Origin of the sequence: Plantactinospora endophytica (assembly GCF_016862915.1) — a bacterium.
GTDB lineage: Bacteria > Actinomycetota > Actinomycetes > Mycobacteriales > Micromonosporaceae > Plantactinospora > Plantactinospora endophytica.
This window is the reverse complement of sequence record NZ_BONW01000039.1, coordinates 76,423-99,769: the sequence shown is the minus strand read 5'-3', so window position 1 is coordinate 99,769 and position 23,347 is coordinate 76,423. Positions and strand designations below refer to the sequence as shown.

20 protein-coding genes are annotated in these 23,347 nt (G+C 71.3%); 7 read left to right on the top strand and 13 right to left on the bottom strand.

The window, feature by feature from the left end:
- Window positions 1-38: 38 nt before the first annotated feature.
- From Pen02_RS32155 to Pen02_RS32100, 12 genes are all read right to left on the bottom strand, one after another.
- Window positions 39-1,316, bottom strand: coding sequence for an aconitase X (locus Pen02_RS32155; protein ID WP_203869920.1), 1,278 nt, complete (start codon window positions 1,314-1,316; stop codon window positions 39-41).
- 34 nt (window positions 1,317-1,350) lie between these two features.
- Window positions 1,351-2,709, bottom strand: coding sequence for an FAD-dependent oxidoreductase (locus Pen02_RS32150; protein ID WP_203869919.1), 1,359 nt, complete (start codon window positions 2,707-2,709; stop codon window positions 1,351-1,353).
- Window positions 2,706-4,478, bottom strand: coding sequence for a dihydroxy-acid dehydratase (ilvD, locus tag Pen02_RS32145; RefSeq protein WP_203869918.1), 1,773 nt, complete (start codon window positions 4,476-4,478; stop codon window positions 2,706-2,708). The genes Pen02_RS32150 and ilvD overlap by 4 nt, the downstream gene beginning before the upstream one ends.
- Before the next feature lie 50 nt (window positions 4,479-4,528).
- Window positions 4,529-5,302, bottom strand: coding sequence for an SDR family NAD(P)-dependent oxidoreductase (locus Pen02_RS32140; RefSeq protein WP_203869917.1), 774 nt, complete (start codon window positions 5,300-5,302; stop codon window positions 4,529-4,531).
- Between the two features lie 5 nt (window positions 5,303-5,307).
- A complete protein-coding gene (locus Pen02_RS32135; RefSeq protein WP_203869916.1) occupies window positions 5,308-6,255 on the bottom strand; it encodes an SDR family NAD(P)-dependent oxidoreductase in 948 nt (315 codons plus the stop codon).
- 182 nt (window positions 6,256-6,437) lie between these two features.
- Entirely contained in the window at window positions 6,438-7,439 is a 1,002-nt protein-coding gene (locus Pen02_RS32130) for a zinc-dependent alcohol dehydrogenase (RefSeq protein ID WP_203869915.1), read from the bottom strand.
- Between the two features lie 5 nt (window positions 7,440-7,444).
- Window positions 7,445-8,533, bottom strand: a complete 1,089-nt coding sequence (locus Pen02_RS32125; RefSeq protein ID WP_203869914.1) for a transketolase family protein — start codon at window positions 8,531-8,533, stop codon at window positions 7,445-7,447.
- Entirely contained in the window at window positions 8,530-9,420 is an 891-nt protein-coding gene (locus Pen02_RS32120; RefSeq protein ID WP_203869913.1) for a transketolase, read from the bottom strand. The genes Pen02_RS32125 and Pen02_RS32120 overlap by 4 nt, the downstream gene beginning before the upstream one ends.
- Complete coding sequence (locus Pen02_RS32115; RefSeq protein WP_239141651.1) at window positions 9,417-10,910, bottom strand: aldehyde dehydrogenase; 1,494 nt, start codon at window positions 10,908-10,910, stop codon at window positions 9,417-9,419. Before Pen02_RS32115 ends, Pen02_RS32120 begins: the two co-directional genes overlap by 4 nt.
- A 161-nt stretch (window positions 10,911-11,071) precedes the next feature.
- Window positions 11,072-11,857, bottom strand: coding sequence for an ABC transporter permease (locus tag Pen02_RS32110; RefSeq protein ID WP_203869912.1), 786 nt, complete (start codon window positions 11,855-11,857; stop codon window positions 11,072-11,074).
- Window positions 11,857-12,717 carry an ABC transporter ATP-binding protein gene (locus tag Pen02_RS32105; RefSeq protein ID WP_239141650.1) on the bottom strand — a complete coding sequence of 287 codons (861 nt, stop codon included), beginning with the start codon at window positions 12,715-12,717 and terminating at the stop codon, window positions 11,857-11,859. The genes Pen02_RS32110 and Pen02_RS32105 overlap by 1 nt, the downstream gene beginning before the upstream one ends.
- A gap of 88 nt (window positions 12,718-12,805) precedes the next feature.
- Window positions 12,806-13,897: an ABC transporter substrate-binding protein gene (locus Pen02_RS32100; protein ID WP_203869911.1), complete on the bottom strand. Its 1,092-nt coding sequence runs from the start codon at window positions 13,895-13,897 to the stop codon at window positions 12,806-12,808.
- Between the two features lie 580 nt (window positions 13,898-14,477).
- On the opposite strand from Pen02_RS32100, the gene Pen02_RS32095 reads away from it, so the two are divergent.
- The 6 genes from Pen02_RS32095 to Pen02_RS32070 all read left to right on the top strand — a co-directional run bounded on the left by Pen02_RS32095 (window position 14,478) and on the right by Pen02_RS32070 (window position 21,275).
- The gene (locus Pen02_RS32095) at window positions 14,478-15,323 is read left to right on the top strand and encodes an SDR family NAD(P)-dependent oxidoreductase (RefSeq protein ID WP_203869910.1); all 846 of its coding nucleotides are present in this window, start codon (window positions 14,478-14,480) and stop codon (window positions 15,321-15,323) included.
- 174 nt (window positions 15,324-15,497) lie between these two features.
- Complete coding sequence (locus Pen02_RS32090; protein ID WP_203869909.1) at window positions 15,498-16,316, top strand: CoA transferase subunit A; 819 nt, start codon at window positions 15,498-15,500, stop codon at window positions 16,314-16,316.
- Between the two features lie 43 nt (window positions 16,317-16,359).
- Window positions 16,360-17,142, top strand: coding sequence for a CoA-transferase subunit beta (locus Pen02_RS32085; protein ID WP_203869908.1), 783 nt, complete (start codon window positions 16,360-16,362; stop codon window positions 17,140-17,142).
- 444 nt (window positions 17,143-17,586) lie between these two features.
- Window positions 17,587-18,786 (top strand): ABC transporter substrate-binding protein, encoded by a 1,200-nt coding sequence (locus Pen02_RS32080; RefSeq protein WP_203869907.1) that lies wholly within the window; start codon window positions 17,587-17,589, stop codon window positions 18,784-18,786.
- Window positions 18,787-18,831: 45 nt separating this feature from the next.
- Window positions 18,832-20,007, top strand: a complete 1,176-nt coding sequence (locus Pen02_RS32075; protein ID WP_203869906.1) for a mandelate racemase/muconate lactonizing enzyme family protein — start codon at window positions 18,832-18,834, stop codon at window positions 20,005-20,007.
- A gap of 122 nt (window positions 20,008-20,129) precedes the next feature.
- On the top strand, window positions 20,130-21,275 hold the full coding sequence (locus Pen02_RS32070; RefSeq protein ID WP_203869905.1) for a mandelate racemase/muconate lactonizing enzyme family protein: 1,146 nt from the start codon (window positions 20,130-20,132) through the stop codon (window positions 21,273-21,275).
- A gap of 50 nt (window positions 21,276-21,325) precedes the next feature.
- On the opposite strand, the gene Pen02_RS32065 is transcribed toward Pen02_RS32070, so the two are convergent.
- On the bottom strand, window positions 21,326-22,063 hold the full coding sequence (locus Pen02_RS32065; RefSeq protein ID WP_203869904.1) for an IclR family transcriptional regulator: 738 nt from the start codon (window positions 22,061-22,063) through the stop codon (window positions 21,326-21,328).
- A 137-nt stretch (window positions 22,064-22,200) separates the two neighbouring features.
- On the opposite strand from Pen02_RS32065, the gene Pen02_RS32060 reads away from it, so the two are divergent.
- Window positions 22,201-23,289: an ABC transporter substrate-binding protein gene (locus Pen02_RS32060; protein ID WP_203869903.1), complete on the top strand. Its 1,089-nt coding sequence runs from the start codon at window positions 22,201-22,203 to the stop codon at window positions 23,287-23,289.
- The last annotated feature ends 58 nt before the right edge of the window (window positions 23,290-23,347 follow it).

Below are 23,347 nucleotides of genomic sequence, written 5' to 3'. Positions count from 1 at the left end.
GCTCCTCCTGCTCCCTCATCGCAGCTCCCCCTGCTCCGTCATCGCAGTTCCCCCTGCCAGCGGCCGGTCAGGGCCGACTGCACGCACTCCTCGGTGCTGCCGAACCAGCCCTGCACCTTCATGATCGCCGGCAGGTAGTGCACCTGCTTCGCCGAGTCGGTGGCGATCACCCGGGTCCCCTTCGGCAGGAACTGCCCGATCGCCGGGCAGGTGTCGCTCATCAGCAGCGCACCGGCGTCCCGGAGGATCCGGGCGTAGCCGTTCTGCTCGGCGACCTGTCGGATGGCTCGCGGGGTGAAGACCCAGAGCGCGCTGTCCGGATGCACCTTCCGGCCCTCGACCAGCCGGCAGACGTCCCGGATCTGGCTCAGCGTCGCGTGCGGGCAGCCGATCATCACCAGGTCGACGTCGGTGTCCTGCGCCGTCGAGTTCAACTGCTCGTACGTCAGCCGTCGCTCCCGCTCGCCGTACCGGAGGGTCTGCAGCGGCCGGCGCGGGCCGAACGCCTCCTCGACGCTCCTGGCCTCCACCGTCGTGCCGGGAATGTGGTACATCTCCACCCCGCCGGACGAGGCGGCGGCGGCACCGAAGTGCTTGAGCTTGACCAGGTTCGGCACCTCGGCGATGCCGTCCAGCACCGGTACGCCCTCCTGGACCTGCTCACCCACGTAGTAGCCGAGCAGGCCCCAGTCCAGGCTGTCCCGTACCGGCTCGGCCACCTCGACCAGGTGGCTGCCGAACCGGTTCTCGGCCAGGTGGTAGCCCCAGTACGGGATCTTGCCGGTCAACATCGCCGCCGCCGCGCTCTCCCGACCCTCCACATTGGTCCGGGCGCCCAGCACCGAGTTGACGTAGACCACCGCCGAGGACTCCATCCAGGCGCAGTGCTCCCCCTTCACCGGCACGTTCCCGACCTGGTACGGCGTGCAGGTGTTCATCAGGTGGATGCCGTGCCGGGCGCTGTACGACTCGGACTCCTCGATCGCGTCGTGCGCCTCCTGGCTGAGGCCCTGCACCTGCCAGTGTTGGGTGTCCATCGGCCCAATGAGCTGGTAGCTCTGCGCCCGCATCGGAGGAATCTCCACCGGCTCCGGGCTGTCCAGGCTGAACTCCGAGAAGACCGCGTCCGGGCCGGCGTGCCCGCAGAGCTGCATCTGCCGGGGACCGAAGATGTTCGCCCCACAGACGTTGTCGGTGTCCACCAGACGCTCGGCGCCGAGCACCTCGCCGTACCGGATCAGCAGGTCCATCGCGGCCGCGACGGCCTCGCCCTGCTCGCCGTCGCGCATCCGCCGCTCGTCGTCGGTCAACCGCATCCGTCGCCTCCTCCACCAGAAACCGCTCGGGCGCTCACCACGTCGTCCCCAGGTACGCCCCGTCGTCGGTCAGCCGCTTCTGCAACTGCGCCACGTCGACCTCGCCGCCGGCCACTCCGGCGCCGAGGGCGAGGTCCGCCGCCGTACCCGCAGCCTGACCCATCGCGAAACACGGGCCGGTGACCCGGGCCGACGACTGCCCGTCGTGGGTCATCGACGCGCACCGGCCGGCGACGTAGAGGTTGGCCAGCCGCTGCGGGACGATCATCCGGAACGGAAGCTGGTTGAAGCCGCGCGGGTTGTCGCCGTTCGGCCAGCGGATCACCACGTCCCCGGCCACATGCGCCTCCACCGGCCAGCCGTTCACCCCGATCGTGTCCGGGAAGTCGACACAGTCCAGGATGTCGTCGCTGGTGAGCTGGTACGGGCCGACGATCCGCCGGGTCTCCCGGATGCCGATCGACGGGGCGATGTCCACGACGTACGAGTCGGCGAAGCCGGGGACGTGCGCCCGGAAGAACGGGAACTGGTCCCGGATCTGCCGCCGGCCCTGCAACTCGCCGAGGCTGAGCTGCTGCACGTCGGTACCGTCGATCGCGCTGCCGTCCGGGTTGCTGAGCTGGGTCATGTTGGCCCGCCACTCCAGCGGGTTGCGTTGCGGACGCACGATCGGCTTCTTCCGGGCGAACCGGAAGGTGCCCGCCCGTTCCGCCTCGTCCATCAGGCCGGGCAGCCGCTCCCGCTCCCGGATCGCCGTCTCGGCGTCCACCCCGTTGATCCGGAACATCAGCGACGGGTACATCATCCCGGCGTCGCCGGGCGTCTTCTCGTACGGAGCGCCGGCCCAGGCGGCCAGGTCGGCGTCGCCGGAGCAGTCGACGAAGAACCGCCCGACGATCGCGCCCCGGCCCGACTTCGACTCGACCAGTACGGCGTGCACGGTGTCGTCGGCGCCCATCACCACCCCGACGGCGAGGGCGTGGAAGAGCACCTTCGCGCCCGACTCCACCACCAGGTCGTCGGTGGCGATCTTGTACGCCGAGATGTCGTACGCCTGGGCCAGGATCCGGTTCTCGAAGGAGAGGTGTGCCGGGTTCAGCCCGTCCAGCCGCTCCATCCGGTCCAGCAGGTCGTCGGCGAGCCCGTGGATCACCTGACGGTGCTCGCCGTGCACGTTGGCGTGCAGCCCGCAGAAGGTACTCAACCCACCGGCGCTGCCCGCCCCGCCGAGATAGCCGTACCGCTCGATCAGGATCGTGGACCGGCCGGCCCGGGCGGCGGCGGTCGCCGCCATCACCCCGGCCGGCCCGCCGCCGAGCACCACCACGTCGTACTCGCCGAGCACCGGGGTACGCCGCCCCGGCTCGACCAGTTCACCGCTGCCGGACGTCATCGCTCGTTCCTCTCCTGCGTCTCCACGGCGGCCGTGGTCAGTACGGCGCCCTCGGTCGACACGCTGCGCTCGGTCAGCACGGCGCCCTCGGTCGACACGCTGCGCTCGGTCAGCACGGCGCCCTCGGCCACCGGCGTGACCAGTCGTTCGTAGACGGAAAGCCAGCCCTGCTCGGCGGAGTGCGGCCGGGCCCGGAACCGTTTCCGGCGCTCCGCGAGCACGTCGGCGGGGACCAGCAGGTCGACCGTCCGGGCGACGATGTCGACCACGATCGGGTCGCCCGGCTCGACCAGCCCCAGCGGTCCGCCGACGGCCGCCTCCGGGGACACCTCGGCGACCACGATCCCGGTGTTGACCAGCCCGGACATCTGGCCGTCGGTGACCACCGCCACCTGGTCGCCCAGACCCGCGCCGTCCAGTGCGAAGACCACCGCCGAGGCCATCCCCATCCCCGGGCCACCCTTCGGACCGAGTCCGGCCACCACCACCACGTGACCGGGACGGATCTCCCCGGCGGCCAGTCCGGCCAGCGCGGCGTCCCGGCTCGGGTAGACGATCGCCCGGCCCTCGAACCGGGTCGGTCCCCGGTCGTCGACCGGCCGCTTCACCGCCGCGCCGTCCGGGGCGAGCGAACCGCGTACCACCACGATGCCGGGGCGGCGGCCGAGCGGGCGGTCGACCGGTCGGATGATCTCCTCGTCGGCGACCGTGACGTCGGCCAGCACCTCGCCCAGGGTCTGCCCGGTCACCGTACGGGCCGACAGGTGCAGTTGACCGGCGAGCTGCTTCAACACCGCCAGGGCACCACCGGCCCCCTCGAACTCCTCGATGAAGTGCGGTCCGTTCGGCCGGATCGCGGCCAGCAGCGGCACGCTGTCGGCGTACCGCTCGAACAGCGCCGGGATGTCGACGGCCCGGCGCGCCTCGACCGCGACCGCCTGGAGGTGTTTGATCGCGTTCACCGAGCCGCTCACCGCGAGCAGCACGGTCACCGCGTTCTCGAACGCCTCGACGGTGAGGATGTCGCTCGGCTTCAGCCTCTCGTCCACCATCGCGACGATGCGCTCGCCGGCCCGCCGCACGTCCGCCCACATCCGCGGGCTGTTCGCCAGCACCGGCGTGCTGCCCGGCAGCGTCATCCCGAGCGCCTCGCTGGCGATGTGCATCGAGTTCGCGGTGCCCATCCCGGCGCAGACCCCCGGGCCCCGGATCGCGTTGTCGCTCATCTCGGTCAGCTCCGGCAGCGAGAGGTGCCCGGCCGCCACGTGCCCGGCCGCCAGGAAGACCTCCTCGATGTCGACGTGCTCGCCCCGGAACCGGCCGCTGGGCTGGTAGCCGCAGCCGACCACGATGGTCGGGACGTCCAGCCGGGCCGCCGCCATCAACTGACCGGGCGCGGTCTTGTCGCAGGAGGCGAGGCAGACCATCCCGTCCAGCAGGGCGCCCTCGACCGCGACCTCGATGTCGTTCACGATCAGGTCCCGGCTGGGCAGGATGTACCGGCCGTCCCGCCCGGCGCTGGTGATGAAGTCGCTCGGCGCGGCGGTACGCACCTCGAACGGCACTCCGCCGGCCGCCCGGATCGCCTCCTTCAGCGGCGGCACGATGTCGTCCAGATGGCTGAAGCAGATCGCCAGGTTCGACGAGGAGTTCACGATGGCGATCTTCGGCCTCGTCATCTCCTCGTCGGAGAGGCCGAGGGCCCGCCACTGGGCCCGCCGGACGGCCCAGCGGGAACTGCCGACCGCGAGGTTGCTGCGCAGGGTCACGGGTTCTCTTTCGGCTGGATGGTCAGGGCTGCGTTCGGTCCGCCGGCCGGTCAGGCGTTCAGCGCGCCGTCGATCAGGTGGGTGGCGCCGGAGACGTAGCTCGCCTCGTCGGAGAGCAGCCAGGTCGCCAGGTTCGCCACCTCCTCGGCGGTGCCGTACCGGGCCAGCGGGATCCGGGCCACCGCCCGCTCGTACGCGCCCTGCGGGTCGTCCGGGTCCACCTGCACGGTGAGGTCCCGGGCCATCCGGGTGTCGATGTGCCCCGGTGCGATGGTGTTGACCCGGATCCCGTACGGCGCGCCCTCCAGCGCGGCGCACCGGGTCAGCCCGATCACACCGTGCTTCGACGCCACGTACGGGCTGAAGATCGCACTGCCCCGGATTCCGGCCATCGAGGCGGTGTTCACGATCGACCCGCCGCCCTGCTCCTTCATCACCCGGAGCACCTCGCGCAGCCCGAGGAAGCCGCCGCGCAGGTTCACCGCTATCACTCGGTCGAAGTCCTCGACGCTCAGCTCGGTGATCGGCGCCATCCGGCCCTCGATACCGGCGTTGTTGAAGAACGCGTCGATCCGGCCGAACTCCCGCACCGCCTCGGCGACGTATCCGGCGACCTCGGCCTCCTGGCTCACGTCCGCCCGGACCGCCCGGACCGGTCCACGCTCGGCCAGTTCGGCCGCGGTGGCGGTGAGCGCCTCGGCGTCCCGGTCCACCAGCACCACCCGGGCGCCGTCGGCCAACAGCCGCTCCCCCACCGCCCGGCCGAAGCCGGCCGCCCCGCCGGTGACGACCGCGACCCGGCCCTCGAATCTGCCCTCTGTCATCTCGCTCAGCTCGCCTTTCCGTTACCTGTCGGGGAGTTTCCCGTCGGCAGGCCATCCGTCGGGGAACCGCCGGTCGGGGAAGTGCCTTCGGCGACCTGGGCGGCCGGCGGCACGCCGTCGAGCAGCGGGTTGGCCCGGTCGAGGATGTCGCCGGCCCGCTGCCGGATCCGGTCGTCCCAGTCGGCGTCGGTCAGCGCGTACAACCGGTCGGCCCGGATCGCCGCGACCAGTTGGTCGGCGACCTCGGCCGGGGACATCCCCTCGGCCAGCCGGGCGTGCATCAGGTCGCGCTTCTCCCGGCCGGCCACCGCGCCCGGAAGTTCGGTCTCGTTGCGCAGCTCGGACGGACGGTTCCGGCTGCCCAGGAAGAGGTTCGTGGCGATGATCCCGGGGCAGAGCGCGGTGGCCCCGACCGGCAGACCCCGGGCCCGCAGGTCGGCGTAGAGGGTCTCGGTCAGCGCCAGTACGGCGTGCTTGGTGATCCCGTACATGTTGGCGGGTCGGGTCACCGCGGTCATCGAGGCGGTGTTCACCACGTGCCCCGGCTCGCCGTGCGAGAGGATCAGCGGCAGGAAGGTGCGTACCCCGTACACCACGCTCCAGAAGTTGACTCCGACGGTCCAGGCCCAGTCCCGGTCGGTCGCCTCCCAGATCGCCCCGTCGAGATAGCCCTCGACACCCGCGTTGTTGCAGATCACGTGCACCTTGCCGAACGCGTCGACCGTTCGGGCGGCGAGGTCGCGCACGGCCGCCGGGTCGGCGACGTCGGTGCGTACCCCGAGCACCTCGTGGCCGTCGGCGGTCAGCTCGGCGACCGCCCGGTCCAGCGCGTCGGCCTGGACGTCGGCCGCGACGACCCGCATCCCCTCCTCGGCGAAGCGCTGCGCGAACGCCCGACCCATCCCACTGCCCGCGCCGGTGACGACGGCGACCCTGCCCCGAAACTCCCTCACCCGACTGCTCCCCTCACGCTTCCCCGCTGCCCGGACACGCTTCTCCCCTGCCCGGACCCGCCCGCCCGCCGGCCGGCCGGTCACGGTCGCACCAACACCCGGACCGGAGCGGCCGGCACGGTCTGCACCGGATCTCCGTCGAGGTCCACCGACGGTCGCACCGCCCGCCCGTCGCGCCGGGGTCACGGTCGCACCAGGACCCGGACCAGGTCGCCGGGGCGGCGCAGCCGGACCAGTGTCTCGGGTACCTCCGCCAGCGCCACCCGTTCGCTGACCAGGGCCGCCCCGTCGATCCGGCCGGCCAGCAGGTGCCCGACCGCCTGCGCGTAGTCGTCGGCGTCGAAGGCGCAACTGCCGACCACGGTCAGCCCTCGACCGACCAGTCCCCGGGCGTCCAGCGACTCCGGCGCGGAGTTCAACGCCACCTGCACGGCCACCCCGCCCGGTGCGAGTACGGCCACCGTCTCGGCCAGCGCGCCGACCGCCGCCGAACACTCGTACGCCGTGCCGAACGCCAGCCCGTGCTCGGCCGCGTACTCGGCGGGCGGGGTGACCCGGCTGTCGAGTACGACGTCCGCGCCGAGCGCCTCGGCGGCGGCCCGACGCCCGGCGGAGCGACCGACCGCGACGATGGTCCCGGCGCCGGCCAGCCGCAGTGCCATGATCACGTTCAGTCCGATGCTGCCGACCCCGTAGACCAGGGCCGGTTCGCCGGGTACCGGCCGGCCGAGCCGAACCGCCCGGAGCGCCACCGCCAGCGGTTCGGCGTGCGCCCCGACTTCCGGCTCCACCTCCGCCGGCAGCGCCACGAGCTGCGCCTGCGGCACGGCGACGTACTCCGCGTACGCGCCCGGGGCGGTCAGCCCGAGGTTGGGCAGCGCCTGGCAGCGGAACGGCAACTGCCGCCGGCAGGGCTGGCAGCTTCCGCAGCCGCCGAGCGGGTTCACCGCGACCGGCTGCCCGATCCGCCACCGGCCGGCGTCCCGGCCCACCGCGACGATCCGGCCGGCGAACTCGTGCCCGAGCACCTGCCCGGGTACGGCCCGGCCGTGCTCGACCATGTGCACGTCCGAGCCGCACAGCCCGCAGGCGTCGACGGCGACGACCACGCCGTCCGGGGCGGGCACCGGATCCGGCAGTTCGGCCAGTTCGGTGCCGCCCGGCACACAGACGACGGCGCGCATCCGGCTCAGGCCCCGACCAGTGCCCGGGCCCGCCGGGCCACGCCGTCCGGGGTGAGGTCGTAGTGCGCGTGCAGCGCGGCCGGCACCCCGACCTCCAGGTCCACGTCGGGCAGCGCCAGGGTGTCGAGATCCGCTGGTACCCGGTGCCGGCCGAGCACTTCGGCGACGATCGAACCGAGCCCGCCGATCTCGTTGTGCTCCTCGACGGTGAGCAGCTTGCCGGTGCGCCCGGCCGCCGCCAGCAGGGCTTCCCGGTCGAACGGCTTCAGGTAGACCGCGTCGAGCACCTCCGCCTCGATCCCCTCCGCCGCCAGGGTCTCGGCGGCGGACAGCGCGAGGCCGACGCCGATGCCGTACCCGATGATGGTCAAATCGGTGCCGGGGCGGACCTGGACCCACTTGCCGTATTCGAAGGTCGGCGGCTCCGGGTAGACCGGCAGGGTGCCCTCGCTGATCCGGTAGAAGACCGGACCCTCGTGGTCCACAGTGGAGCGCAGCAGTCCGATGGTGGCGTTGCTGTCCGCCGGGGCCACCACGGTCAGGTTGGTCAGGGTACGCGCGATCGCGACGTCCTCGACCGCGTGGTGACTGGTGCCGAAGAACCCCATCGCCAGCCCGGAGAGCCGGGCCACGAACCGCACCGGCAGGTGGTTGTACGCCACGTCGGTACGGAGTTGCTCCGCACACTTGATCGCCCCGAACGGCGCCATCGACAGCACGTACGGCCGCAGCCCGGCCGCAGCCATCCCGGCCGCCGCCGAGATGGTGTTGGTCTCGGCGATGCCGAACTCGAAGTACCGCTCCGGATGCCGCGCCCGCAGGTCGGCCAGGACCGCGCTCATGTCGGCGGAGAGTGCCACCACCCGGTCGTCGGCGTCGGCGAGCCGGGCGATCTCCACCCCGACCGGGTTGGTCTTCGCCTGCGTGTGCCCCTTGTCGTCGGCGAAGACGTCGACCATCTTCTCCCGCGACTCCGGCTGCTGCCGCGCCTCGATCTGCTCCTGCGACTCGATCTGCTCCTGCGACTCCGGCGCACCGGGGTCCGGCGCGGCGGGGTCCGGCCCGGTCGCGGGTGGCGCCTGGGTGTCGGTCATCGCATCCTCGCTTCGATCTCGGCGCGAGCCCGGTCGCGCTGTTCCGGGGTCAGGTGGCCGAGGTGCCAGGACTGCGGCGACTCCTCCATCATCGCCAGCCCCTTGCCCTTGCGGGTCCGGGCCACCACGCAGACCGGCCGCCCCTCGCCCACCGGGGGCAACGCGTCGAAGGTCGCGCAGAGCGCCGCCACGTCGTGCCCGTCCACCTCGACCGCCTGCCAGCCGAACGCGGTGAAGCGGTCGGCCACCGACTCGATGTTGATGGCGTCGGAGGTCGGGCCGTGCCCGGAGAAGCCGTTCGCGTCGACGATCGCGACCAGCCCACCGCCGAGGCGGTAGTGGCCGGCCGCCATGATCGCCTCCCAGACCTGTCCCTCCTGGATCTCGCCGTCGCCGGTGAGTACGAAGGTGCGGTAGTCCCGCCCGGTCAGCCGGCCGGCCAGGCTCATGCCGAGACCGACCGAGAGGTTGTGGCCGAGCGACCCGGAGCTGAAGTCGACGCCCGGGGCGAGCCGCATGTTCGGGTGGTCGTTGAGCGGGCTGCCGATCTGCCCGAAGGTCTCCAGCCAGTCGGCCGGGTAGTAGCCGAGGTCGGCGTAGACCGGCCAGAGTCCGGTGGCGACGTGGCCCTTGCCGAGCAGGAACCGGTCCCGGTCCGCCCAGTCCGGCTGGCCAGGGCGCAGCCGCAGGCTGTGGTAGTAGAGCACCGAGAAGATTTCCGCGCAGGAGAAGGTGCTGGAGTAGTGGCCCAGGCCGGCCTGGTCGATCAGGTCTATCGTGCGCAGCCGGATCCAGTCCGCCCGCCGGGCCAGCTCGGCGTGGTCGACCGGCCGGCCACGTTCGAGTTCCACCGTCTCGCTGTCGGGTTTCTCCACCGTCGCTGTCATCGCCCCATCCCTGTCGTCCGCGCACGGCGAACTGCTTGAGCCGGCTCGCCGGCGGTCACGTACATCGACTTGACGTTCTGGTAGGAGGCGATCGCCTCGGGGCCGTTCTCCCGGCCCAGTCCACTGGCCTTGTAGCCACCGAACGGCGCGCTGACGTCGGGCGCGTAGCCGTTGATCCCGATCGTGCCGGTCCGGATCCGGCGGGCCACGGCCAGGCCGTGTTCCGGGTCGGCGGTGAAGACGCTGCCACCCAACCCGTACGCCGAGTCGTTGGCGAGCGCGACGGCCTGCTCCTCGCCGTCGTACGGCAGTACGCAGACCACCGGGCCGAAGATCTCCTCCTGGGCGATCCGGGACCGGTTGTCCACGTCGGCGAAGACGGTCGGGGTGAAGTAGAAGCCCCGGTCGAGCCCGGTCGGCCGGGTCCCACCGGTGACCAGTCGGGCGCCGTCCTCGACGCCGCTCGCCACGTAACCGGCGACCCGATCCCGTTGGCGGGCGCTGACCAGCGGACCCATCGTGGTGCGTTCGTCCAGCGGGTCGCCGAGGACGAACCGGTCGGCGACCTCGCGCAGCGCGTCGACCACCTCGGCGTACCGGGACCTGGGTGCCAGCACCCGGGAGAGCAGGAAGCAGGTCTGCCCGGCGTTGCCGAACGAGCCGACGGTCAGTTGCCCGGCGACGGTGTCGAGGTCGGCGTCCGGCAGCACGATCGCCGCCGACTTGCCGCCCAGTTCCAGCGAGACCGGCCGGAGCAGTTCGCCGCAGATCGCCCCGATGGCGCGGCCCGCCGCCGTCGAGCCGGTGAACGCGATCTTGTCCACGCCCGGGTGCCGAACCAGAAACTCCCCGGTGTCCCGGCCGCCGGGCACCAGGTTGACGACCCCGGGCGGGAGCCCCGCCGCCTCGGCGGCCTCCGCCAGCAGGTACGCGTCGAGCGAGGTCTCGGCCGCCGGCTTGAGCACCACCGCGCAGCCCGCCGCCAGGGCCGGGGCGAGTTTGGCCATGGTGAGCGCCTGCGGATAGTTCCACGGCACGATCAGTCCGACCACGCCGACCGGCTCGTGGCGTACGACGGTGTGGCCGGGGCGCATCACCGCAGGGCGTACCTCCTCGATGGCCCGTTGGCGGATCAGTTCGGCGTAGTAGCGCAGTACGCCGACGGGCCGCTGCACGCTGTACCGCCGGGAGACGTCGATCGGCTGCCCGATCTCCCGGCTCACCAGTCGGGCCAGCTCGTCGGCGCGGGCTTCGATCGCCGTGCCGAACCGGTCCATCGCGTCGGCCCGTTCGGCGGCGGTGCTCCGGCCCCACTCCCCCGTGTCGACCGCCTGCCTGGCGGCGCGTACCGCCGCGTCGACGTCCTGCTCGTCGCCCCACGGTGCCGAGCCCAGCGGCTCCTCCGTGGTCGGGTCGACCAGCGTCACGGTGCGGTCGGACGCCGACGGGTGCCAGCCGCCGGCCCGGAAGACGGTGCTCCTGGTCAGCATCGGCGCGACCTTCGCAGTGGAGTTTCCACCGCTCTCCTTCCCATCGGGCTCATTGCGGCAACCGGCCGACCGTCGCCTTCCTGACTGACTGATCAGTCAGGAAGACACACGGACCGGGCGGGTGCGACCAGTTGTGGAATCCGATCGTCCGCTTGCTGGAACTACTGCTTGGCGACGGAGTCGTGCCAGGGGATGATGAACCGTTTCGCGGTGGTGACCGCGAGGTAGAGCAGCGAGCCCAGGATCGCCAGGATCACGATCACCGCGAACAGGGTCGGCGCGTCCAGCGAGTTCAGACTCGACACCACCAGATATCCGAGCCCCTCACTGCCGCCGAGGAACTCACCCACGATCGCGCCGATCACCGCGAACACGATCCCGACCTCGGCACCCGCGAAGATGTACGGCAACGTCGACGGGAGTTCCAGGTCCCGGAACGTCGCCCACCGCGACGCCCCCAACCCCCGCATCACGTCCCGATGCCCCCGGTCCACCGACCGGACCCCGAGCAGGACGTTCAACATGATCGGGAAGAACGCCAGGATCACCGCCATCACGATCTTCGACGTCATCCCGAACCCGAACCAGATCACGAAGATCGGCACCAACGCCACCTTCGGCACCACCTGGAACGCCACCATCGCCGGCTGGACCGCCCGCTCCAACCACACCATTCGACCCAACACCGCACCCAACGCGGTACCCACCAACAGGGCGATCACGAACCCGAGCAACACCTCGAACAACGTCACCCGGACGTGCGCCCACGTCGCCGGCTCGTCCAACATCCCGACCAGCGACTCACCCACCTTCAACGGCGCCGGCAGGATGAACTCCGACACCCCCACCACCGACACCGCGAACTGCCACACCCCGAGGAACAACACCAGCAGGATCGGTGAACTGATCCACGGCAACCAGCGACCCACACCCTCACGCTCACCCATCAGGACTCCTCATCCAGTTCCACCCGCAGCCCCCGCACGATCTGCTGGAACTCCACCGACGCCTCCGTGTCCGCCGACCTCGGTCGCGCCAACGACACCGGTGTCACCGACCGGATCCGACCCGGCCGTGGCGTCAACAACACCACCCGGTCCGCCAGGAACACCGCCTCCGAAATCGAGTGCGTCACGAACACGACGGTCGCCCCCGTCGCCGCATGGATCGACTGCAACTCGAGGTTCATCTTGTCCCGCGTCAACGCGTCCAGGGCACCGAACGGCTCGTCCATCAACAGGATCGACGGCCGCGAACTCAACGCCCGCGCGATCGCCGCCCGCTGCCGCATACCCCCGGACAACTCCCGCGGATACGCCCCTTCGAACCCCCGCAGCCCGACCAGCTCACACAGCTCCTCGGCCCGCGCCGCCCGCGCCTTCCGGTCCACTCCCCGCAACTTCAACGGCAACGAAATATTGTCGCTGATGTTGAACCACGGGAAGAGGTTCGCCTCCTGGAACACCAGACCGACCTGCTGCAACGCCTCGTCGTTTCGCGCCGAACCCCGCCAGATCGACTGCCCGTTCGCCGTCACCGATCCCGACGACGGCGGCAACAACCCCGACAGAATCCGCAACAACGTCGTCTTGCCACAGCCCGACCGACCCACCAACGAAATGAACTCACCCCGCCGGATCGACAGATTCACATCAGACAACGCCTCGACCCGACCGCGTCGCGCCTGATAAACCTTGTTCACTCCGGCAAGCTCAAGCTCCACCGGCCCCAGCCCCGACCGCGACGGATCCACGACCGCCGTATCGTCGGTACCGTCCTGCACCGTTGCCTTCTGTGTCATCTTCATCGATCCCTGGATGTATCGCCGGCCACCGATGGGTGGCGGAATGGGTCGGAGTACCGCCTGCCGACGTGCGCGGCGGTCCGCTGGGCCGTCAGGCCGCGGTGGGAGCGAACTTGTCGGTCATCCATGCCGACGGGTCCTTCCCGCCGGCCACGAGCTGCGACTTCACCATCAGGTCGTAGGTGGCCTGCCAACTCTGGGCGTTCGTCTGGACGACCTTGTCCGGTCCGTCCACGGTCCACGACTTCACGAAGAGCTTCAGCGCCTCCACCGCGACCGCCTGGTCCTTGAACGACGGGACGTCGTACTTCGTCCCGATCAGCCGCATCGTCTCCTTGAAGCCGTTCTTCTCGTCGTCGACCATGAACCTGATCGCGTCGGCGATCGCCTGGAGGAATCGCCGGATCTGGTCCTGCTTGCCGGGGTCCTCGCTCTGCTGCTTCGAGGTCGCGTAGAGCTGCACGCCCGCCGAGACCACCGAGCTTGGCGCGAACGCCACCGCGTCGGGCTGCTGGGCGAGCACCGACAGCGAGGTGTCCAACGAGACGATGTACCCGTCGATCCGCCCCGACTTCACCAACTCGAAGACGCCCGGCGCCAGCCCCACCACCTGCCGCTTCACCGAATCCTTCGGAATACCCGCCGAAGCCAGCACCAGATCCAGGGTCTTCTCGCTCGTACCACCAGTCGACGGCAGACCCATCGTCACGCCCCGGAAGTCCTCCGGCTTCTCCAACGGCTTCCGCTTGCTCGACATGAAGCGCAGCAGGCCCTGCTTCTCCACCCCGCCCAGGTTCACCAACGGCGCGTTCTTGTCCGAGATCGCGGTGATCGTCTCGATGTCACCGATCTTGGTGATCAGGGCGGACCCGGCCAGCACCGTCTGGATCGCCGGCGGCGAGCCCTGCGTCACCTGGAGCTTGACGTTCAGGCCGTGCTTCTTGAAGTGCCCACCGGTGTCCGCGAGCAGTTCCGGCGACATCGAAATGCTGGCCACCGGGATGATGCTGAGGAAGGTGACGTCGGTCGTACCGCCGTCGCCGTCGCCGCCCGCACCCGCAGAGTCGTCCCCGCAGGCGGAGAGCACCGTCGCCCCGACGCCCAGGGCCACCGCACCGAGGAATCCGCGTCGGGTCCGGAGACCGAACGGGGTCCCCCGGGTCTCGTCAACCGAACTGGTCATGCCGTCTCCTATTGAGTAGCCCTGATATCACGCAAAGCGCTCCGGCCGACTACGGCCGGGACGAGTACGCTCGGCCCCGAGGTGACCGACCGTCACCAAACCCACTTGTGCGGCATCCGAACGACTGTGCTCGTATCGGACGTGTTACGGACGTTATCCGCGTCACGACATGCCGTCAACGGTTCATCTGGCCATCCCCTGGGCTGACCGAACATCCGAGTAGGCCACGCACCGGTCACGCTCCGCTCACACCGCGTTGATCTACACCATCTCCGTCGATGGCTCGACACCCAAGGTCGACTCGTCCGGAGCGCCAGACCTGTTCGGATCCGGGTCGGCGGAGGTACGGTGCGCCCGCGCCCCGGTCGGCCGTCGCCTACCGACGTACCGGCGACCGCGCGGCCTGCCCGGGGCGCCCCGGACAGGCGTTCGCAGGATCGGCCGAACACCGAGGCCAGCCGCGAGCGCGTCCGGCGCGACGTCCACCCCGGCGTGCGCGCTTCCCGGTCGTCGAACGGGTTCGGTCAGCCACCCGACGGAACAGCGGGATTTCAGCAGGAAATCGAGTGAGGAGCCAGCCGTGACAGCACACGACGACGCGACCGGGACGAACGGCCGGGAGGCGTACCTCGGGCGGGTTTTCGACATCCGGGACCGACACGTCCTGGTCACCGGGGCAGCCAGCGGGCTCGGTCAGGCCATCGCCGAGGCGATGGTCGACGCGGGCGCGGTGGTCACCCTGGTCGACCGGGATGCCGACCCGCTACGGGAACTCGCCGACCGGCTCGCCGGCCGGAGCGGCACGGTGGAGCACGCGCTCTGCGACGTGGCGGACGCCTCGGCGGTGCGGGCGACGGTCGAGGCGGCGACCGCCCGGTTCGGCGGCCTCGACGTCGCCTTCGTGAACGCGGGCATCGCGGGGGCACCGCGTACCGACGACGAGTCCCGGCGACTGGAACGGGTCCAGCTCGACGACTGGGAGCGGGTGATCGGGGTCAACCTCACCGGCGCGTTGAACACGATGCGGGCCGCCGCCGCGGTGATGCGCCCCCGGCGCTCCGGGCGCATCGTCGTCACGGCGTCCACCGCCGGGCTGCGCGCGGACCCGATGGTCGGCTACCCGTACGTCGCCTCCAAGGCCGCGATCGTCAACGTGGTTCGGCAGGCCGCGCTGGACCTGGCCCCGGACCAGATCCGGGTGAACGCCATCGCGCCCGGCCCGTTCCGCACCAACATCGGCGGCAAGCGGCCCCGGTCCGCCGAGGCGGAGGCGACCTGGGCCCGGACGATCCCGCTGGGCCGGATGGCGGATCCGGAGGAGATCAAGGGCCTTGCGCTGCTGCTGGCCTCGCCCGCGTCGAGCTTCATGACCGGCGCGGTGTTCCCGGTCGACGGTGGCGCGCTCGCGCTCTCCCACACGATCTGACGGCACGGCCACGGCGGCGGCGAAAATCCCGTGGCCGTGCCGGCGGCGTTGACGGGGCCGGACGGGTCACGCTACGTTCGTTCTAAGAACAGGCGTACGCAAAACGAACGACTGCGCCCGTCGGCCGTCACCGCTCGGCAGGGCGACGACGCGCGATCAGGAGACTGGGGACGGATGGCTGAGATCGTCTCGTTGGCCGAGGGTGTGGCCGAACTGGTCAACGACGGGGACACCGTGGCGTTGGAGGGATTCACCCACCTGATTCCGTTCGCCGCCGGCCACGAGATCGTCCGGCAGCGGCGGCGCGACCTCGAACTGGTCCGGATGACCCCTGACGTCATCTACGACCAGCTCATCGGGATGGGCTGCGCCCGCCGGCTGGTCTTCTCCTGGGGCGGCAACCCGGGCGTCGGTTCGCTGCACCGGTTCCGGGACGCGGTGGAGCGGGGCTGGCCCGCCCCGCTGGAGATCGAGGAACACAGCCACGCCGGAATGGCGAACCGGTACGTGGCCGGGGCGTCCGGGCTGCCGTTCGCGGTCTTGCGCGGCTACACCGGCACCGACCTGCCCCGGCACACCGACACCATCAAGCCGATCACCTGCCCGTTCACCGGCGAGGTACTGACCGCCGTGCCGGCGCTGAACCCGGACGTCGCGATCGTGCACGCCCAGCGCGCCGACCGGGCCGGCAACGTGCAGATGTGGGGCATCACCGGCGTGCAGAAGGAGGCGGTGCTCGCCGCCAGGCGGTCACTGGTCACCGTCGAGGAGATCGTCGACACCCTGGAGCCGATGCCCACCCAGGTGGTCCTGCCGACCTGGGCCGTCAGCGCCGTCGCGCTCGCCCCCGGCGGCTCGCACCCGTCCTACGCACAGGGCTACTCCGTCCGCGACAACGATTTCTACCAGGCATGGGACGCGATCAGCCGCGACCGGGACAGCTTCACCGCCTGGATGCACAAGCACGTCCTCGACGCCCGGAGGAACGCATGAGCGAGCGCGGCGAACGCAACGATCGGCCCGGGAAGGGGCGGCGATGAGCGCGGAGTGGAGCGCCGACGAGATGATGACCGTCGCCGCCGCCCGGCAACTGCGGGACGGCACGGCCTGCTTCGTCGGGATCGGCCTGCCGAGCACGGCCGCGAACCTCGCCCGGGCGACCCACGCCCCCCGGCTGGTACTCATCTACGAGTCCGGTTGCCTCGGCGCCAAGCCGGACCGGCTGCCCCTCTCGATCGGCGACGGCATCCTCGCCGACACCGCCGACGCGGTGGTCAGCGTGCCGGAGGTCTTCAACTACTGGCTCCAGCCCGGCAACATCGACGTCGGATTCCTCGGCGGCGCCCAACTCGACCGGTACGGCAACATCAACACCACTGCGATCGGCGGCGACTACGGCGATCCGAAGGTCCGGCTGCCCGGTGCCGGCGGGGCACCCGAGATCGCCGCCTCCTGCCGCGAGGTCATCGTCATCATGCGGCAGAGTCCGCGTTCGTTCGTCGAGCGGGTCGACTTCGTCACCTCGTTCGGGTACGGCACCGGCTCCGGCGACCGGGAGCGGCTCGGGCTGCGCGGAGCCGGTCCACAGGTCGTGATCACCGACCTCGGCGTACTCCGGCCCGACCCGGCCACCCAGGAGCTGGTGCTGACCGAACTGCATCCGGGCGCCACGGTCGAGCAGGCCAGCGCGGCGACGGGCTGGCCGCTCCGGGTCGCCGACGATCTGCGTACCGGTGAACCGCCGACCGGGTCGGAGCTTTCGGTGCTGCGGGCGCTCAAGGCGGCCACCGGCGGCAGCCGATCCGTGGCCGGCGCCTGAGCCACCCGGCGGCCGGAACACCGAAAACACGGAAACACCGGGCCACCGAGCCACCATTCCGCCGGAACCGACCTGGTGACGGTCAAGCGCGCCCTGCCACCGGAACACCGGCGGATGCTGGCGGATGCTGGCGGATGCTGGCGCCGAGCCCGGCGCGGCACGCGGAGACCGATCGCGGGTCGCGCGATCGACGGCACCCTGACCCCCGACCCCTGCCGAGCGAACCGACCGCGTGCCGCATACCGGAACCGCGCCTTGTCGGGGTCGGAAGCGACTGCGAGCGTGCTCGACAAGCACCATCGGACTCGGGCCGAACCCCACCCTCAGCCACCGGACATCCGCTGACCGCCCGCCCGGCGGACCACCGCCGTACGCGGAGCCGCGTTTCCGGCGGACCGCCGCCGTAGGCGGAGCCGGCGTCCGGACATCCGTCTAGGAGATTCCATGCTCAGGAAGTCGATCTTCTCCGGCGACACCAGATCCTCCTCGTCCCCCGCCGGAAACACCGGATCCCCCGCCGAGAACTCCGGGTCCCCCACCGAGGACATCGGATTCTCCTCCGGGAGCACCGGGTCCCCCACCCGCCACACCGGATCGCGGCGCCGGTACGGCGGGCGGGCGGCCCTGGCCGTGGTGCTCGCCACCAGCCTTGCCCTGCCGGCCTGCGGCGGCGGATCGGAGCCGGGATCGTCGGCGGGTGAGCTGAAGAAGGTGACCTACCTGAACACGCTGCCGCTGGAGAGCCTGACCTACGCCCCGGAACTCGTCGCCGACACCAACGGCTACTTCAAGGCCGAGGGGCTCGACGTGAAGTTCCAGTACATCAACGGCACCCCGCCGGCCGTCGCGGCGGTGATGTCCGGCAAGGGGCTGCTCACCCGGGCCGGCGACACCGACATCATGCGCAGCATCTCCGACAAGAACGCCCAGATCGTCAACGTCGGCGCGGTGCAGAAGGGCGGCACCACGATCCGGATCATCTCCAGCAAGCGCAACCCGATCACCAACGCCGCCGACCTGCGCGGGAAGACCATCGGCCAGTCCGCGCTCGGCGGCACCACCGAGGGCATCCTGGTGCTGGTGCTGGCCTCGCAGGGGATGAAGTTGACCGACGTGAAGCAGCAGGTGGCCGCGCTCAGCGCCGGTACCTTCAACCTGGTGCTCAACGGCCGTCTCGACGGCTACATGACCTCGCTGGACACCGCGTTGCAGGTGCAGGCCGACCATCCGGACGACGCGGTGCTGCTCGACCCGTCGCAGTACACCGCCGCCGGCACGCAGGCGTACGTCACCTCGACTGAGCAGGCGAAGGACCCGGCCCGGCAGGACGAGATCCAGCGGTACCTGCGGGCGATCAAGTCGGCGGTGCGGTTCATCTCCGAGGACAAGGCCGACGGCTATGCCGACACCATCAAGCTGATCAGCGGGAAGTACAAGGTGCCGTCGTTCGGCAACCCGGAGGTCGCCCGGGCGGCCCTGGACGCGTACGTCGCGACCTGGACCGCCGGCGGCATCGAGACGGCGGTCTCCACCGACTCGTCGCGGTGGACCTCGACCTACCAGGAACTGGTCTCGGCCGGACTGCTCGGCGGCGGGGCGGACCCGACCCGGTGGCTCGACGACCGGAACGCCCCGAGGTCCTGACCGCTCCCCCGAACCCGTTCGGGGCCGAGACGAGGAGTCGCAGACGTGCGGATCACCGCACTGGAGAGCCTGCACTGTGCCGCCGGCACACGGGTCTGGTCGTTCCTGAAGATGTCCACCGACTCCGGTGTCACCGGCTGGGCCGAGTACACCGACAACCAGCTCGGCAGCGTCGCGCTCGGCGAGGTCGTCGCCCGGCTGGGCCGCCGGGTGGTCGGCGCGGATCCCCGCCGGATCCGGCTGTTGGAGGCGACGTTGCAGTCGGCGGTCCGGGAGGTGGCCGGCGGGCTGGCCCAGCGTGCCGTGGGCGCGATCGTCAACGCCGCGCTGGACGTAACGGCGCGGGCGCTGGACGTACCGGTGCACGCGCTGTTCGGCGGTGCGGTGCGGGACCGGATCCCGCTCTACTGGTCGCACTGCGGGTTGGGCCGGATCCGGATGTCCGAGGCGCTCGGCACGCCCCCGCTGCGCGATCTCGACGACGTCCGGGAACTGGGCGCGGAGGTCCGGTCCCGAGGCTTCCGCGCTCTCAAGACCAACCTGATGGCGTACGACGGCAGCCAGATCGTGCTCCGGCTGCCCGCCTGGGGTGGCGAGGGTTTTCCCGGGCTGGAGCTGACACCTGGGTTCGTCGGGAACGTGGTCGACGTCGTGGCGGCCTTCCGGGAGGGCGCCGGACCGGACGTCGAGGTACTGCTCGACGTCAACTTCAACGTCAAGGGCGAGGGGATCGGCCGGCTGGCCCGGGCACTCGAACCGGCCGACCTCTCCTGGCTGGAGGTGGACACCCTCGCACCGCTGCCACTGGTGCACGCCCGCCGGCACACCTCGGTCCGGATCGCCTCCGGCGAGGCGCTCTACGGCGCCCGGGCGTACCGGCCGTTCCTCGACGCGGGCGCGATGGACGTGCCGATCGTGGACGTGGCCTGGAACGGCTTTCCGGAGGCCGTCCGGATCGCCGAGCTGGCCGACTCGTACGACCTGAACATCGCGCCGCACAACTACGCCGGTCACCTGCTCACCTGCATGAGTGCCCAGCTCGCGGCGGTGGTGCCGAACCTCGCCGTGCTGGAGTACGACGTCGACGGGGTGCCGTGGCGCGACGAGGTCTTCACCGAGGTACCCCGGATCGTCGACGGCGACCTGCTGCTGCCCACCGGCCCCGGCTGGGGCTGCACCCCCGACGAGGACGCCGTCCGGGCCCACCCGGTCGGCGGCTGAACCTCGCTGACACAGCCCGGGCGCCTGACCACCGCCGGTACGCCCCGGGCGGCTGACCTCCACCGGCACGATCCGGCGGCTGGCTGCCGTCGGTAGAAGCCACCGATCATCGAGGAGTCCACGTGCCCCGTATCACCGCACTCGACGCCCGCGTTGTGAGCTACCGGTTCGACGACCGTCCCCGTCCGCTCAGCCTCGGCAGCGCCCTGCGCCGCGACGTCGTACTGGTCCGGGTGGTGTGCGAGGACGGGACGGTCGGCTACGGCGAGTCCTTCCACGGGCACGCCGGCACCGCCGTCGCCGAGATTGTCAACAGCACGATGCGGGAGGTGGTGGTCGGTCGGGAGCCGTACGAGACGGTGGACGTCAACCGGGAGACGTTCGACCGGTTCGTCCTCTCCGCCGGGATGTCCGGCGGCTTCCTGCTGGCGCTCAGCGGGATCGACATCGCCATGTGGGACGCCTGGGGCAAGGTGCGGGGCGAGCCGGTGTACCGGCTGCTCGGTGGCTCGGTCACCGACTTCGCACTGTACGGCGGCGGTTTCACGCTCGGCTTCCAGCCGCCGGACGAGCTGGCCGGAGAGGTCCGGCGGATGCGGGAGCGGTTGGGCTGGCGGGCGGTCAAGCTTCGGATCGGCGACTCCCCGGAACGTGACCTGGCCCGGGTCCGGCACGTGCGGGAGGTCTTCGGCGACGAACTGTCCATAATGGTCGATGCGAACCTCGGCCACCGGTACGACGTGGCCCGGGTCGCGCCGGCCCTGGCCGAGCTGGGCGTGGAGTGGCTGGAGGAGCCGTACCCGCCGGGCAGCCCGGCCCGGTTCGCGGCGCTGCGGGCCCGCGGCCTGGTGCCGGTCGCGGCCGGGGAGAACCTCGGCGGCGCGCACGAGTTCGCGGACTGGATCGACCGGGGCGCCCTGGACGTGGTGCAGCCGGACGTCAGCCGGGTGGGCGGGATCACCGAGGCGCTGCGGATCGCGGCGCTGGCCCGGGCCGCCGGCCTGCGGTTCGCCCCGCACATCTCGCACAGCGCGCTCAACCACGCGGCCACCCTGCACCTGCTCTCCGCCGCTGGCGGCGCCGGCATCTTCGAGGCGGACGGCACGGTCGAGAACCCGTTCCGGGACGGCGTGCTGCGCGGCGGCCCGGTCCTGGCGGACGGCCGGGCGAGCCTGCCGGCCCGGCCGGGGCTGGGCGTGCTGGTCGACGAGGAGGCGCTCGGCCGCTATCCGGGCGAGCGCGGCTCGCCGTTCCCCCGGACCCGCTGACCATCGCCACCGACACCAGCACCGCGCAGCCGGCTGCGGTGGCCCGCCGGTCAGGCGCCGAGTTGGCGGGAGAGCGACAGCGAGGCGGTCAGCACGGCGGGGGCCAGGTGCCGGGCGGTGGAGCGGCTCTGCATCCCGGTCACCGAGACGGCGGCCACCACCTCGCCCCGGCGGTCGAAGAGCGGCGCCGCCACGCAGTGCAGCCCGATCCGGGACTCCTCGACGTCGTACGCGATCCGCCGCTCCCGTACGGCGGCCAGCTCGGTACGGAGCGCACGCGGGTCCTGGATGGTCTTCGGCGTCATCCGGCGCAGCCCGGCGGCGACCACCTCGTCCAGCAGGGTCGGCGGCGAGTACGCCAGGATCGCCTTGCCCAGCGCCGTGCAGTGCATCGGCAGCCGGCCACCGGCCCGGGAGTGCGGCACCGGCTCGTTCGGCGCGAGCAGCTTCTCGACGTAGACGATGTCGATCCCGTCCCGCACCGCGAGGTTCACCGTCTTGCGGGTGGTGGTGTGCAGATCCTCCAGGTACGGCAGCGCGATGTCCCGCAGCTCGCGCGGCGACGGCACCAGGTGACCGAGTTCGAACAGTCGCATCCCGAGCCGCAGCCCGTCCGGCGTACGCTCCAGCGCCCGCCACCGGACCAGGTCGCCGACCAGCCGGTGCGCGGTCGACTTGGGCAGGCCGGCCCGGTCGGCGAGTTCGGTCAGGGTGAGTTCGCCGTCACCCTTGTCGAACGCGTCGAGCAGGGAGAGTGCCCGGAGCAGGGATGAGCTGGAGTTCCGCATGTCGGAACGGAGGCTAGCGCTGTGGCGCCCCGATGACAAGGGTTCAGGGTGCACAGGCGGCTGAGGACCCACCCGGAGCGTGGGTACCGGCGCGGGCCGGCTCGAACCGCCTCGGCTAGCTGAGAGGAAGACCGAAAATGACCGTGCTGGAGCACTTCGGCGCCCGGGCGGCCCGGCGGCGGGGCCACCTGTTCCGGGCCGGCACCGCCGTCGGCCTGAGCGCCGTGCTGGCGTTGACCGCCTGCGGCGGTTCCGACGCGAGCGGCACCACCGAGGAGGGGCTACAGAAGGTCACCTTCCTGACCAACGTACCGACGGCCGGGTTGACCTGGGCCGCCGAACTGGTCGCGCAGACCTGCGGGCACTTCGCCAAGGAGGGCCTGGACGTCGAGTTCCAGTACATCAACGGCGCCCCGGCCGGGGTGCAGGCCATCCTGGCCGGCACCGGCCTGCTGGTCCGGCCCGGCGACACCGACACGATGCAGTCGATCGAGACCGGGGCGCCGATCGTCAACGTCGGCGCGGTGCAGAAGGGCGGTTCGACGTTGCGGATCGTCTCGCACAAGGACCGTCCGCTGGACTCGGCGGCCTCGCTGAACGGCAAGACCATGGGCGTCGGCTCGACCGGCGGCTCCACCAAGGTCACCCTCGACCTGGTGCTCTCCTCCGCCGGGCTGAAGCCGGAGGCGCTCAAGCGGCAGGTGGTCGGGCTGACCCCGGCGGTCTTCAACCTGGTCGAGACGAAGAAGCTGGACGGCTACGTGGTCTCCCTGGACACCGCGTTCACCTTGCAGAGCCAGCAGCCGGACGCGGTGGTCTTCGACCCGTCGACGGTCACCTCGGCCGGCTCGAACAACTACGTCACCTCCACCGCCAACGTCAAGGACGCGGCCAAGGCCGACCAGATCCGCCGGTTCCTGCGCGGCGTCGCCGCCGCGATGAAGGCGATCATCGCGGACAAGGCCAACGGGTACGCCGAGACGAAGAAGTGCATCACCTCCGGCAAGTACGACATCCCCAGCCTGAAGGACCAGAAGGTGACCCAGCAGGCGATGGACGTCTACGTCGACTCCTGGCAGGCCGGCGGTGCCGACAAGCTGGTGCAGACCGACCCCGCCGCCTGGCAGCGGACGTACGACGAACTGGTCAAGGCCGGCCTGATCGCGGCGGGCAAGGACCCGGCTACGTGGTTCAGCAACGAGTTCGCCCCCACCGGAGCCTCCTGACCGCCGTGGGCGCCGACGGGCCGGCCGCCCGTCGGTGCCGCACACGGTCGACGAACCG

Excerpts from the sequence above, each read along its gene's own strand:
- Pen02_RS32155 (WP_203869920.1), bottom strand. The coding sequence starts at position 1,316 with ATGCGGTTGACCGACGACGAGCGGCGGATGCGCGACGGCGAGCAGGGC.
- Pen02_RS32150 (WP_203869919.1), bottom strand. The coding sequence starts at position 2,709 with ATGACGTCCGGCAGCGGTGAACTGGTCGAGCCGGGGCGGCGTACCCCG.
- Pen02_RS32140 (WP_203869917.1), bottom strand. The coding sequence starts at position 5,302 with ATGACAGAGGGCAGATTCGAGGGCCGGGTCGCGGTCGTCACCGGCGGG.
- Pen02_RS32130 (WP_203869915.1), bottom strand. The coding sequence starts at position 7,439 with ATGCGCGCCGTCGTCTGTGTGCCGGGCGGCACCGAACTGGCCGAACTG.
- Pen02_RS32125 (WP_203869914.1), bottom strand. The coding sequence starts at position 8,533 with ATGACCGACACCCAGGCGCCACCCGCGACCGGGCCGGACCCCGCCGCG.
- Pen02_RS32120 (WP_203869913.1), bottom strand. The coding sequence starts at position 9,420 with ATGACAGCGACGGTGGAGAAACCCGACAGCGAGACGGTGGAACTCGAA.
- Pen02_RS32115 (WP_239141651.1), bottom strand. The coding sequence starts at position 10,910 with ATGCTGACCAGGAGCACCGTCTTCCGGGCCGGCGGCTGGCACCCGTCG.
- Pen02_RS32110 (WP_203869912.1), bottom strand. The coding sequence starts at position 11,857 with ATGGGTGAGCGTGAGGGTGTGGGTCGCTGGTTGCCGTGGATCAGTTCA.
- Pen02_RS32105 (WP_239141650.1), bottom strand. The coding sequence starts at position 12,717 with ATGAAGATGACACAGAAGGCAACGGTGCAGGACGGTACCGACGATACG.
- Pen02_RS32100 (WP_203869911.1), bottom strand. The coding sequence starts at position 13,897 with ATGACCAGTTCGGTTGACGAGACCCGGGGGACCCCGTTCGGTCTCCGG.
- Pen02_RS32090 (WP_203869909.1), top strand. The coding sequence starts at position 15,498 with ATGGCTGAGATCGTCTCGTTGGCCGAGGGTGTGGCCGAACTGGTCAAC.
- Pen02_RS32085 (WP_203869908.1), top strand. The coding sequence starts at position 16,360 with ATGAGCGCGGAGTGGAGCGCCGACGAGATGATGACCGTCGCCGCCGCC.
- Pen02_RS32080 (WP_203869907.1), top strand. The coding sequence starts at position 17,587 with ATGCTCAGGAAGTCGATCTTCTCCGGCGACACCAGATCCTCCTCGTCC.
- Pen02_RS32065 (WP_203869904.1), bottom strand. The coding sequence starts at position 22,063 with ATGCGGAACTCCAGCTCATCCCTGCTCCGGGCACTCTCCCTGCTCGAC.
- Pen02_RS32060 (WP_203869903.1), top strand. The coding sequence starts at position 22,201 with ATGACCGTGCTGGAGCACTTCGGCGCCCGGGCGGCCCGGCGGCGGGGC.